2 protein-coding genes and 1 pseudogene are annotated in these 14,974 nt (G+C 40.8%); 2 read left to right on the top strand and 1 reads right to left on the bottom strand.

Annotated features, from left to right (window positions below; genetic code table 11):
• On the top strand, positions 1 to 5,693 hold a 5,693-nt coding region (locus tag PCY14_RS07505), incomplete at its 5' end, for an SspB-related isopeptide-forming adhesin (RefSeq protein ID WP_301363374.1).
• A 165-nt stretch (positions 5,694 to 5,858) separates the two neighbouring features.
• Here the strand turns inward: PCY14_RS07505 and PCY14_RS07500 are convergent.
• Positions 5,859 to 6,373 (bottom strand): annotated as a pseudogene (locus PCY14_RS07500) (transposase); the annotation flags it as partial.
• A 573-nt stretch (positions 6,374 to 6,946) separates the two neighbouring features.
• Between PCY14_RS07500 and PCY14_RS07495 the strand changes: the two are divergent.
• Positions 6,947 to 14,632, top strand: coding sequence for a Rib/alpha-like domain-containing protein (locus tag PCY14_RS07495; RefSeq protein ID WP_301363373.1), 7,686 nt, complete (start codon positions 6,947 to 6,949; stop codon positions 14,630 to 14,632).
• The last annotated feature ends 342 nt before the right edge of the window (positions 14,633 to 14,974 follow it).

The raw sequence follows: 14,974 nt of genomic DNA, 5'->3' as shown, positions 1-14,974 counted from the left end.
CAGAAAACACTCAAATCATTGACACAACTAAATTCGCATTTGGACGTTACTACAAGTTCGACATCCCAACAACAGTGAAAGCTGATGTACCTGGTGGTGTAGATATTGAAAATACTGCGGCTCAAGTTGTTAACTACTACAACCCAACAACTAAGAAGGTTGAAAAACCAAACAAACCAACTGAAAAACGTGTAAATAGTGTTCCAGTTGATATTGAATTCAACTTCACTAAACGTTTGGAAGGTCGTGAACTTAAAGCAAACGAATTCAACTTCGTGCTTAAAGATGCTTCAGGTAAAGTTCTTGAAACAGTAAGCAATGACGCAGCTGGTAACGTTAAATTCTCTAAACTTGAGTTCAAGAAGGGTCAAGAAGGCGTTCACAACTACACTGTAGAAGAAGTTAAGGGCACAGATTCAACTGTTACATACGATACAATGAAAGCAAATGTAACAGTAACCGTTTCACATGACGGAACTGCTAAACTTCTCGTAGCTAAAGTTGGCGAAATCGCTGATAAAGAATTCAACAATACTGTTCGTCCTCCAGAAGAACCTAAGTTTAAACCAGAGAAATACGTTCTTAGCAAAGATAATGGTAAGTTTGATATCACTGGTACTAAGCTTGTTGATGATGATAAAGAGTTGAAAGATAAGTATGCAGAAACAAATGCAAACCCTTATGCTGATGATCCATCAAACAACGAAGTAGAAAACATCAATACTAAAGCTGTTAAACGTGGCGATATTATCAACTACCAAGTATGGCTTGATACAAATCAATTTGATGCAAACAACAAGGATAACATCCAAACTGTTGGTATCACTGATGATTACGATGAAGCTAAATTGGATGTAGTTGCATCAGAAATCAAGGCTTATGATGGTAAGACTGGTGCAGATGTAACAGATAAATTCGATATCACAGTTAATAACGGTGTGATTACAGCTAACCTTAAAGATGGCTTCACTAAGTCACTTGGTGACGCTGAAAACACTCAAATCATTGACACTACTAAGTTTGAATTTGGACGTTACTACAAGTTTGTCATCCCAGCTAAAGTAAGCAGTGGTGCATTTGATGGTGCTGAAATTGTAAATACAGCAGCTCAGCTCGTTCACTACTACAACCCAACAACTAAGAAAGTTGAAACACCTAAGGTACCAACTGAAAAACGTGTCAACAATGTTCCAACAGCTATTGAGTTGGTATTTGGTAAGACACTTAACGGACGTCAGTTGAAAGATAAAGAATTCAGCTTCGTACTTAAAGATTCAGAAGGTAAAGAAATTGAAACTGTTAAGAACGATGCAGAAGGTAAGGTTAAGTTCCATACTATCAATTATGCTAAGGCAGATATTGGTAAGACATTCAACTACACAGTAGAAGAAGTTCAAGGAACTGATAAGACAGTTACTTACGACCCAATGAAAGTCAATGTTACTGTTACAGTTGTTCAACCTTCACCAGGTGCTCAATTAACAACTGTCGTTTCTTACGCTACAGTAGGTGGAGATGCTTACGGTGCAGACGATCGTGTCTTTGATAACGAGGTTAACCCTAACTTCAAACCTGAAAAATATGTTGTTTCAGAACCAAGATTCGACATCATTGGTAACAAACTTGCCGATGACGATGATTCAGCTGATAAAGTTGAAATCCAAAACTTGAATGGTAAGACCCTCAAACGTGGCCAAAAGATTTACTATCAAGTATGGCTTGACACTCGTGACTTCACAGCAGAAAGCAATCTTCAAACTGTAGGTATCACTGATAACTACGAAGAAGATAAGCTTGATATCAATCCTGCTGAAATCAAAGTTTACGATGGTAAGACTGGTGCAGATGTTACTGATAAGTTCGATATCAAGGTTGAAAACGGTGTTCTCTATGGTTCATCTAAAGCAAGCTTGACTAAACCTATCAGCGATAAAGACGCAACTCCAGTTATCGATACAACTAAATTCGAGTTTGGTCGTTATTATAAATTTGATATCCCAGCAACTGTTAAGGATATTAAAGAAAACGACGGTGTTGATATTGAAAATACAGCCAACCAAACTATCCATCAATACAACCCTTACAATAAGAAAGTTACAACTCCTAACAAACCAACTCAAACACGTGAAAACAACGTTCCAGTTCCACTCGAGTTCGACTATACTAAACGACTTGAAGGACGTGAGTTGACTGCAGGTGAGTTCAGCTTCGTATTGAAAGATCAAAACAACAAGGTTCTTCAAACAGTAACCAACGATAAAGATGGTCACATCAAGTTTGAAAAACTCTTGTTCAGCAAAGCAGATCTTGGTAAGACATTCACTTACACTGTGGAAGAAGTACCAGGTAAAGATACTACTGTATCTTACGATGGAATGGTAGCTAAAGTAACTGTTGAAGTTACTAAAGAAGGTAAAGTTCTTAAGACTGTTGCTAACTACTCTGCAAATGGCGGTAACGCTTCTGGCGCTAACGACAAAGAGTTCAACAACAAAGTTCGCCCACCAGAAACACCTAAGTTCCAACCAGAAAAATATGTTGTTTCTGAAGCAAAATTCGATATCACAGGTACTAAGCTCGTTGATGATGATAAAGAATTGGCTAACAAGGTTGCAGATACAAATGCTAACCCTTACGCTGATGACGCATCAAACAACGAATTGGAAAACTTGAATACTAAGTCAGTTAAACGTGGTGAAAAGATTTACTACCAAGTATGGCTTGACACTACTCAATTTGACGCCAACAACAAGGATAACATCCAAACAGTTGGTGTATCAGATGACTACGATGAAACTAAGTTGACTGTGAATGCTTCAGACATTAAGGCATACGACTCAGTAACAGGTGACGATGTAACATCTAAGTTCGACATTTCAATCGAAGGTGGTAAGATTGTTGCTAACCTTAAAGATGGCTTCACTAAGTCACTTGGCGATGCTGAAAATACTCAAGTTATCGACACTACTAAGTTCGCCTTTGGACGCTACTATAAATTTGATATTCCTGCAACAGTGAACGCAAACGTTCCTGGCGGTGTGGATATTGAAAATACAGCAGATCAAGTTGTTCACTACTACGATCCAACTCATAAATCTGTTGAAAAACCTAACAAACCAACTGAAAAACGTGTTAACAGTGTTCCAGTTGAAGTCGGATTCAACTTCACTAAACGTTTGGAAGGTCGTGAGCTTAAAGCTAACGAATTCACATTCGAGTTGAAGGATGCAGCAGGTAAAGTTGTTGAAACTGTTAAGAATGATGCAGCTGGTAACGTTAAATTCTCTAAACTTGAATTCAAGAAAGGCCAAGAAGGCGTTCACAAGTACACAGTAGAAGAAGTCAAAGGAACTGATGCAACTGTTACATACGATACAATGAAAGCGAATGTAACAATCACTGTTTCTCATGATGGTACTGCTAAAGCTCTTGTAGCGACTGTTGGTGAAATTGCTGATAAAGAATTCAACAATGCTGTTCGTCCACCAGAAAAACCTAAGTTCCAACCAGAAAAATATGTTGTTTCTGAAGCGAAATTCGACGTAACAGGTACTAAACTTGTTGATGATGATAAAGAATTGGCTAATAAGGTTGCAGATACAAATACCAACCCTTACGCTGATGATGCATCAAACAACGAAGCTGAAAACTTGAATACTAAGTCAGTTAAACCTGGTCAAAAACTTTACTACCAAGTATGGCTTGATACAACTCAATTTGACGCTAACAACAAGGATCATATCCAAACTGTTGGTATCACTGATGACTACGATGAAACTAAGTTGGATGTCGATGCATCAGCAATCAAGGCTTACGATTCAGTATCAGGTGCGGATGTAACTTCTAAGTTTGACATTAAGGTTGAAAATGGTGTTGTTACAGCTAACCTTAAAGATGGCTTCACTAAGTCACTTGGCGATGCTGAAAACACTCAAGTTATCGACACTACTAAGTTCGCCTTTGGACGCTACTATAAATTTGATATTCCTGCAACAGTGAAAGCAGACGTCGCTGGCGGTGTGGATATCGAAAATACAGCAGCCCAAGTTGTTAACTACTACAACCCAACAACTAAGAAAGTTGAAAAACCAAACGTACCAACTGAAAAACGTGTTAACAGTGTTCCAATTTCAGTAGAATTCAACTTCACTAAACGTTTGGAAGGTCGTGAGCTTAAAGCTAACGAATTCAGCTTCGTGCTTAAAGATTCAGAAGGTAAGACTCTTGAAACTGTAAGCAATGACGCTAAAGGTAACGTTAAATTCTCACCTATTGAGTACAAGAAAGGCCAAGAAGGCACTTACAAGTACACAGTAGAAGAAGTTAAAGGTACTGATGGTACTGTTCAATACGACGGTATGAAAGCTCTTGTCACTGTTGAAGTATCACATGATGGTAAAGCGAAAGCTCTTATCACTAAGGTTACTGACCCAGCAGATAAAGAATTCAACAATACTGTTCGTCCACCAGAAAAACCTAAGTTCCAACCAGAGAAATATGTTGTTTCTAAAGAAAAATTCGATATCACTGGTATGAAACTTGTTGATGATGATGCTGAGTTGAAAGATAAAGTAGGCGATACTAACAAAGATCCTTACGCTGACAGCACAGCTAATAACGAAGCTGAAAACCTTAATACTAAGACACTCAAGAAAGGTGATAAGTTTGTTTACCAAGTATGGCTTGATACAAACAACTTCACTGACGCTCAAAATATCCAATCTGTTGGTGTTACAGATAAATATGACAGCGAAAACTTGAACATCAATGTCGCAGATATTAAAGCATACGACTCTGTAACAGGAGAAGATGTGACAGCTAAGTTTGACATCAAGGTTGAAAATGGTGTAATCACTGCAACATCTAAGTCTGACCTTACTAAGTCACTCGGTGATGCAGAAAATACTCAAGTGATCGATACTGCTAAATTGGCATTCGGACGCTACTACAAGTTCGATATTCCTGCAACTATCAAAGGCACTGCTAAAGATGGTGTAGACATCGAAAATACTGCGTCACAAATCGTTCACCAATACGACCCAACTAAGAAATCTGTTGAAAAACCAGAAAAACCAACAGAAAAACGTGTAGTCAATATCCCAACTAAGGTTGAATTTGAATTCACTAAGAAACTTGAAGGTCGTGAACTTAAAGCTGGTGAATTTAGCTTCGTACTTAAAGATAGCAAGGGTAATGTGATCGAAACTGTAAGCAATGATGCTAACGGTAAGATCAAGTTCTCAGCTCTTGAGTACAAACGTGGTGAAGAAGGTACTCACGTCTACACAGTAGAAGAAGTACAAGGTAACGATACAAGCGTTACTTACGATAAGATGGTAGCTACAGTCGTTGTTTCTGTATCTAAAGACGGTAAAGTCTTGACAGCAACTTCTCAATTGCCAGAAGATACTGAGTTCAACAACATTGTGACACCACCGACTCCTCCAACACCACCAACGCCACCAACGCCACCAACACCACCGACTCCTCCAACGCCACCAACGCCACCAACTCCTCCAACTCCTCCAACACCAGTGGTTCCACCAGTGACACCACCAACTACACCAGAAGCTCCTAAAGGACCAGCACTCCCTGAAACAGGTGATGATGCGTCTATGGCAGCTATGGCTCTCGGAGGAATCCTTGCGGCAGCTGGACTTGGTTTGGCAGGAAAACGCAAAAAAGAAGACTAAAATAGTAAAAAGGGTCAAAACCCTCAATATAGTTAGTTAGACTATTTCAGTTTTCGAAAAAGAGACTCATCCCGAAAGGGGTGGGTCTCTTTTGTGATGTTCAAAGTGATGAATACCTTTTTTGGGGCTCTATGTCAACTGTAGTGGATGACGAAAAGCTAACATCTAGAGAGAACCTGATAGGTTTTCTCTTTTTGTGTGTTCAGAGTGATGAAGACACTCTTCTTAAAGTTGATAAAGTTTTTAAACCAAATTCCAACCGTTTGATGTTTTTGATCAACTTATTAGTCGCTTCAAGTTTCGCGCTTTGAATAGTCCGTTTCTAGTGCGTTTTTGATGTATGGTTTGTATCTAAGGAAGGTCCTAAAGACAGTTTTGAAGCAATGATTGACCTTGTTCATATTTTCCTCTATCAGCTCAAAAAACTCATCTACCCTCTTCTCCTGAAAGTGAAATAGTAAGAACTGGTAAAGATTATAGTAGTCGCAGAGTTCCTCTGAGAAATTCAGTGTCTTTTCAATGACTTTATGTGGTTATAAAGTTTGGCGGAAGGTCTTTGAGTAAAAAGGCGTGAGAGATAACTTACGGCAGTCCTCTTGGAAGAGTCTCCAGTGATTTTTCAAGGTTCGATAGGGTAGTGATTTCTTGATGAAATGATTCATAATCGCAATTCTAGTCTTAAAAATAGTGGCTCTATAATCTCTATAGTAGTTTTATCTATTACAGATATTATAGAGTGCTTTTTAATTATTCAGTCAAAAAACAAAGTTTTATGGAAGAGATAAAACATTAAAAATACTGATATCTTTTCAATTTAATTACATTAATAAATCTAAAAACTTGTATATTTATACTTGAATCTTAGTTTTATTATGAGTGTATCTATAAATATTGAAGATGTAAAAGGTAAGAATCATTCTATGATTCGAAAATTGTAAGACTTTTAAAAAGTAATATATGTTGATATTGTAAGATGTTATAAATGCTTTAAATACAATGATTAATTTATGTTTTGAATTATATATGTAAAGTTGTATAGGTTCTGTATAAAAAGAAGGTGTTAGAAAATAATACTTTGAAAAGAATAATGTTTAAGTTATTTAAAAAAATAGGGTAAACTAATTTTATAATGGTAAAATATTGATTCAATTCTAATTATATGATATATTTGACGTTAGGGAAATTCAATTTAAATTATTTTTAGAAGAGACAAGAGTAATCAAAATCTAATGATTGCTTGTCTAGGAGGAAAGATGGGTAAAGATATCTTTAGTAAGAAGAGTCGTTTCTCGATTCGTAAATTGAATATTGGAGTCTGCTCGGTCTTGCTTGGTACTTTGATCATGATTGGTCACACAGCTCAAGCGGATGAAACGACATCTGATGGAGCAACAGTTGCAGCTACAGCTGTAAGTGCAAGTCAAGGTGAAGGAGTCGCGGCTACAACTTCGCCAACTACAGCACCAGAAAGTGTCTCAACTACTACGGTAACACCAGCTGCCACTGAAACAGTCGCAGCGACGTCGGTTGCACCTACAACATCAGTTGCACCAAGTGCAGTAGTAAGTTCGGAAGCGCCAGCTTCAACAAGTGTTGCAAGTTCAGCGCCGGCAAATTCAGTAGCGACATCAACAAGTCCAGTAGTTGCTTCAGAAGTTACAGGCTCAACAAATGCATCAACCGCAAAACCAGCAACTGCATCTGAGGCATCTCGTTCAGTCACAGCTTCTACAACACCATCAACTACAGCAAGCTCAGAGAGCGCTATCACAAATAATATTAGTGCGTCAGAAACTGCAAATGCGCCTCGTGTACGTAGTCGTCGAAGTATCGCACAAGGAGCAACACGTTCAGCATCAACTACAACACGTGCATCAGATGGTGCACAAAATCTTGATTATTCTAATAAAGAAAATGTTCAAGATTACGTACAGATTAGCTACGAAGTGGATAAATTAAATAACGTTCTTCATTGGACTGTTCTTGATAATCCTGGTCGAAAAGCGAATGCCGCTAGTGGTTATGTTTACTTTACTATCCCTAAAGATTCTGTTGGCGCACCCACAAACTGGCAAGTTGTTCAAACTGACAAAAATGGAAAAGTAGTCAATACGCGTAATTACTGGAAGGATAATGATGGATCATACTTGATGGGTCAAAATGGTAGAATGGATACCTATACAGGCTCTGAAATGACTCAACGTTTGACCCAACTTTACAAAGATATAAAAAATCCAGCAATTCAAGGAAATGAAGCAGCGGTAGCGGCTCAAACAGCAGAACGTTCACAAGCTTTGTATACGATGACAGCGGATAATAATGCCATTCGTAATGTTATGTGGACGATTACATTTGACACACCGATCGTAGATAAATCTAAGCCACTTGACTATGTTGCAGGTATGCAAGGAACAGGAGTTATTGGCGGAAGAACGAATATTATGACTGGTTATGCGGATAACTTCATTGATAATGAAAGTTCAAAATTCCAAGCAGTAGCAGTCAAAGAAAAGTATACTGCAAAAGTTGGTGGAAGTTTTGATGCTACTCCGGCTAATTATGTAACCAATAAAGCTGGAACACCAGAATTCCCAAATAACTATCGTGGTGCAACAACATTTGCATGGAAAGACGGCCAAGCTCCAACTGCTACACAAGCAGGTACTTATACAAAAACCGTAGTGGTTACTTACCCAGCTCATTATAATCAAGCTCCACAAGAAGTGACAATTACTTTTGAAGTTCAAGGTGAAACACCAAAACCAGTTGCACCAGCAAGTCAGGTTCCAGAAATTACTTCAAATCTTAATGGTAAAGCAAGTACACCAGCTGATGTGACTGTAAATGCAACAGCAGGCTCAACTGTAAAACTTTATAATAATGATGGCGTTATGATCGGTGAAGCAGTAGCAAACGACCAAGGTGTAGCCACTGTTCACCCTACAAATAGCCTTCCAGAAGGAGAAATTACAGCTACCTCAACACCAGCAGGTGGAAGTGAGTCAGCTAAGAGTGCACCGATTACAGTTACAAAAACACCGTTGACCTATGTAGGTGGAGGAGTTAGTGGTGATAACTACACTCAACTTTTGGTTACCGAGTCACATCTTACAGTTTACCCGGGTGATCCTGTCAATGTAACAATTCAAGCAGCAGGATCACCGTCAGTTGAAAAATTTTGGATTCCTAATAATCCTTATTTGGCAAAAGGACTAGCATATACGAATGATTCTAATGGTGGTTTTCTGGATACAGCTGGCTCAAATACTTATAGACAGCGTAAGGCATACTATCGTGGTAATGTTGATATGACGCAGTCTGCAGGTAGTTCCACTGCTACCTATGCTGTTAGAAATAAAAATGGTAAAGTAGTAACGAGAAATCTTACAATTACCGTTCTTGAGACAGCTAAGAAGTATGAGCCAACTCCTGGAGGAGCAAAAGTAGAAGTTGCTGATCCTAATAATATAAGTGCAACTGAGAAGGCAGCTGTTGAAAAAGCGGTTGGAGATGCGAATACTGCACTTCCACAAGGAACAACATACGTTGCGGATAAAAAGGGTAATGTTACAATTACTTATCCTGATAAATCAGTAGATAAAATTGCTGCTGCATACTTAGTTACACCTGCAAAAGACACCACAGCTCCAGATAAACCAGTAGTGAATACAGATCTTACAGGAAAAGCTGGAACTAAGACTCCGGTTGAGGTGACTGCAGAAAAAGGCTCAACTGTTGCCCTTTACGATAAAGATAACAACAAGATCGGTGAAGCGACAGCAGGCGCAGATGGTAAAGCTACCATCACGCCAACCGTCGACATTCCAGTAGGAAATGTAACAGCTAAAGCGACAGATGCGGCTGGTAATACATCAGACGCAAGTGATCCTAAAGTGGCAACCGACACCACAGCCCCAGCGAAACCAGTAGTGAATACAGACCTAACAGGTAAAGCAGGCACTAAGCCATCAGTAGAAGTGAGCGCAGAACCAGGCTCAACTGTTGCCCTTTACGATAAAGATGGTAACAAAATTGGTGAAGGAACGGCTGCTAGCAATGGTAAAGTAACCATTACCCCAACTGTTGATATTCCAGTAGGTAATGTAACAGCAAAAGCGACAGACCCATCAGGAAACACATCAGATGCGAGTGATCCAAAAGTAGCGACAGATACTACAGCTCCAGCGAAACCAGTTGTGAACACAGACCTTACAGGTAAAGCCGGAACTAAGCCATCAGTAGAAGTGAGCGCAGAACCAGGCTCAACTGTTGCTCTTTACGATAAAGACGGCAACAAGATTGGTGAAGCGACAGCAGGCGCAAATGGTAAAGCAACCATTACGCCAACCGTCGACATTCCAGCAGGAAATGTAACAGCAAAAGCGACAGATGCATCAGGTAACACCTCAGACGCAAGTGATCCAAAAGTAGCGACAGACACTACAGCCCCAGCGAAACCAGTAGTGAATACAGACCTCACAGGAAAAGCAGGCACTAAGCCATCAGTAGAAGTAAGCGCAGAACCAGGTTCAACTGTTGCTCTTTACGACAAAGATGGTAACAAGATTGGTGAAGCGACAGCAGGCGCAGATGGTAAAGCAACGATTACGCCAACAGTTGCTATTCCAGCAGGAAATGTAACAGCCAAAGCGACAGATGCATCAGGTAACACCTCAGACGCAAGTGATCCAAAAGTAGCGACAGACACCACAGCTCCAGCGAAACCAGTAGTGAATACAGACCTCACAGGTAAAGCCGGCACTAAGACACCGGTTGAAGTGAGTGCAGAACCAGGCTCAACTGTTGCTCTTTACGACAAAGATGGTAACAAGATTGGTGAAGGAACGGCTGCTAGCAATGGTAAAGTAACCATTACTCCAACTGTTGATATTCCAGTAGGAAATGTAACAGCTAAAGCAACAGATGCGGCAGGTAACACCTCAGACGCAAGTGATCCAAAAGTAGCGACAGACACCACAGCCCCAGCGAAACCAGTTGTGAACACAGACCTTACAGGTAAAGCCGGCACTAAGCCATCAGTAGAAGTAACTGCAGAACCAGGTTCAACTGTTGCTCTTTACGATAAAGATGGTAACAAGATTGGTGAAGGAACGGCTGCTAGCAATGGTAAAGTAACCATTACCCCAACCGTTGATATTCCAGTAGGTAATGTAACAGCCAAAGCGACAGATGCAGCGGGTAACACATCAGACGCAAGTGATCCTAAAGTAGCGACAGACACTACAGCCCCAGCGAAACCAGTAGTGAATACAGACCTAACAGGCAAAGCCGGCACTAAGCCATCAGTAGAAGTAACTGCAGAACCAGGTTCAACTGTTGCTCTTTACGATAAAGACGGCAACAAGATTGGTGAAGCGACAGCAGGCGCAAATGGTAAAGCAACCATTACGCCAACAGTTGATATTCCAGCAGGAAATGTAACAGCCAAAGCAACAGACGCGGCAGGTAACACATCAGTTGCTAGCGATCCTAAAGTAGCGACAGACACCACAGCCCCAGCGAAACCAGTTGTGAACACAGACCTTACAGGAAAAGCTGGAACTAAGCCATCAGTAGAAGTAACTGCAGAACCAGGCTCAACTGTTGCTCTTTACGATAAAGATGGCAACAAGATTGGTGAAGGAACGGCTGCTAGCAATGGTAAAGTAACCATTACCCCAACCGTTGATATTCCAGTAGGTAATGTAACAGCCAAAGCGACAGATGCAGCGGGTAACACATCAGACGCAAGTGATCCTAAAGTAGCGACAGACACTACAGCCCCAGCGAAACCAGTAGTGAATACAGACCTAACAGGCAAAGCCGGCACTAAGCCATCAGTAGAAGTAACTGCAGAACCAGGCTCAACTGTTGCTCTTTACGATAAAGATGGCAACAAGATTGGTGAAGGAACGGCTGCTAGCAATGGTAAAGTAACCATTACGCCAACAGTTGATATTCCAGCAGGGAATGTGACAGCGAAAGCGACAGATGCGGCTGGTAATACATCAGACGCAAGTGATCCTAAAGTGGCGACAGACACCACAGCCCCAGCGAAACCAGTTGTGAACACAGACCTTACAGGTAAAGCCGGAACTAAGCCATCAGTAGAAGTAACTGCAGAACCAGGCTCAACTGTTGCCCTTTACGACAAAGATGGTAACAAGATTGGTGAAGGAACGGCTGCTAGCAATGGTAAAGTAACCATTACTCCAACAGTTGATATTCCAGCAGGGAATGTGACAGCGAAAGCGACAGATGCGGCTGGTAATACATCAGACGCAAGTGATCCAGTTGAAGCAACTCGATTACGTACAGATGCGGATAAGAATGATCCAACAGCTAAGGCACAAACAGTAACACCAGGCTCAACCCCAAATGCACAAGATTCAATTGGTAATGTTGCAGATCTACCAAGTGGAACAACATACGAGTTCAAGACACCAGTAGATACAGCTACAGATGGTGAAAAAGACGCAACCGTCGTTGTCACCTACCCAGACGGATCTAAAGATGAAGTTCCAGTTAAGGTTACGGTTAAAACTCCAAGCACAGATGCGGATAATAACACACCAGTAGCTAAGGCTCAAACAGTAACACCAGGCTCAACCCCAAATGCGCAAGATTCAATTGGTAACGTTGCAGATCTACCAAGTGGAACAACATACGAGTTCAAGACACCAGTAGATACAGCTACAGATGGTGAAAAAGACGCAACCGTCGTTGTCACCTACCCAGACGGATCTAAAGATGAAGTTCCAGTTAAGGTTACTGTTAAAACTCCAAGCACAGATGCGGATAATAACACACCAGTAGCGAAAGCACAAACAGTAACACCAGGCTCAACCCCAAATGCACAAGATTCAATTGGTAATGTTGCAGATCTACCAAGTGGAACAACATACGAGTTCAAGACACCAGTAGATACAGCTACAGATGGTGAAAAAGACGCTATCGTTGTAGTGACTTACCCAGACGGATCTAAAGATGAAGTTCCAGTTAAGGTTACTGTTAAAACTCCAAGCACAGATGCGGATAATAACACACCAGTAGCGAAAGCACAAACAGTAACACCAGGCTCAACCCCAAATGCACAAGATTCAATTGGTAATGTTGCAGATCTACCAAGTGGAACAACATACGAGTTCAAGACACCAGTAGATACAGCTACAGATGGTGAAAAAGACGCTATCGTTGTAGTGACTTACCCAGACGGATCTAAAGATGAAGTTCCAGTTAAAGTTACTGTTAAAACTCCAAGCACAGATGCGGATAAGAATAATCCAACAGCTAAGGCTCAAACAGTGACTCCAGGTTCAACACCAAATGCACAAGATTCAATTGGTAACGTTGCAGATCTACCAAGTGGAACAACATTTGACTTCAAGACACCAGTAGATACAGCTACAGATGGTGAAAAAGACGCAACCGTCGTTGTCACCTACCCAGACGGATCTAAAGATGAAGTTCCAGTCAAAGTTACGGTTAAAACTCCAAGCACAGATGCGGATAATAACACACCAGTAGCGAAAGAACAAACAGTAACACCAGGCTCAACCCCAAATGCGCAAGATTCAATAGGTAACGTTGCAGATCTACCAAGTGGAACAACATACGACTTCAAGACACCAGTGGATACAACAACTCCAGGAGATAAAGGAACAACAGTCGTTGTGACTTACCCAGATGGTTCAACGGATGAAGTGCCAGTCACTATCAAGGTTATTGATCCTCGCACTGACGCAGATAAGAACACGCCAGCACTTAAAGACCAAACGGTCAACATCGGTGAAACACCAAAAGCTCAAGATTCAATCGGCAATGTCGGTGACCTTCCAAATGGAACTAAGTTTGAATTCAAGACTCCAGTGGATACAACAACTCCAGGAGATAAAGGAACAACAGTCGTTGTGACTTACCCAGATGGTTCAATTGATGAAGTGCCAGTTACTATCAAGGTTGTAGATTCTCGTACTGACGCAGATAAGAACACACCAGTAGCTAAGGATCAAACAGTAACACCAGGCTCAACCCCAAATGCACAAGATTCAATTGGTAACGTTGCAGATCTACCAAGTGGAACAACATTTGACTTCAAGACACCAGTGGATACAACAACTCCAGGAGATAAAGGAACAACCGTCGTTATGACTTACCCAGATGGTTCAACGGATGAAGTGCCAGTCACTATCAAGGTTATTGATCCTCGTACTGACGCAGATAAGAACACGCCAGCACTTAAAGACCAAACGGTCAACATCGGTGAAACCCCAGATGCTAAGAACTCAATCGGCAATGTCGGCGACCTTCCAAATGGAACTAAGTTTGACTTCAAGACTCCGGTAGATACAACAACACCAGGAGACAAGGAAACAACCGTTGTAGTCACTTACCCAGATGGTTCAACGGATGAAGTGCCTGTCACTATCAAGGTTGTAGACCCACGTACAGATGCGGACAAGAACACGCCAGCACTTAAAGACCAAACGGTCAACATCGGTGAAACACCAAGTGCGCAAGATTCAATTGGTAACGTTGCAGATCTACCAAGTGGAACTAAGTTTGACTTCAAGACTCCAGTGGATACAACAACTCCAGGTGATAAAGGAACAATAGTCGTTGTGACTTACCCAGATGGTTCAACGGATGAAGTGCAAGTCACTATCAAGGTTGTAGATCCTCGTACTGATGCGGATAAGAACATTCCAGCAACAACTATTCCAGCGCCTAAGGTAGCTCCAGCTCCTATGATGCATAAACAAACCCCAGCATCATCTGCAGAGCCAGCTAATCCAGAAATGTCATCAGTTTCAACTGCTACTAAGAAACAAGCATTGCCTGAAACAGGTGATGATGCGTCTATGGCAGCTATGGCTCTCGGAGGAATCCTTGCGGCAGCTGGACTTGGTTTAGCAGGAAAACGCAAAAAAGAAGACTAAAATAGTCAAAAGACCAAAAACCTCAATATAGTTAGTATGACTATTTCAGTTTTCGAAAAAGAGACTCATCCCGAAAGGGGTGGGTCTCTTTTGTGTGCTTTTGAGAGTAAGTATCATATTAAAATATTAGATAAAAAGAACATAAATTGCTATGTCATAGACGTTCTAAAGATTAGATAGCGATTGGTTTTGATTCAAGATACTTAAACTGATAGAAAATACTATGTATACTAATCCTATTATGAAACGGTTTAAGAACTTTCATAGAGACTGAGTCTCAGATGAAAAATAGTTTTTTATATTGATTAAAAATTAGAGAAAACACTTGCCTAAACATTAAAA

Origin of the sequence: Streptococcus sp. SV2 (assembly GCF_030440175.1) — a bacterium.
Lineage (GTDB): Bacteria > Bacillota > Bacilli > Lactobacillales > Streptococcaceae > Streptococcus > Streptococcus raffinosi.
Note: the sequence above shows the minus strand (reverse complement) of the source record. Positions and strands in the feature narration are given on the sequence as shown.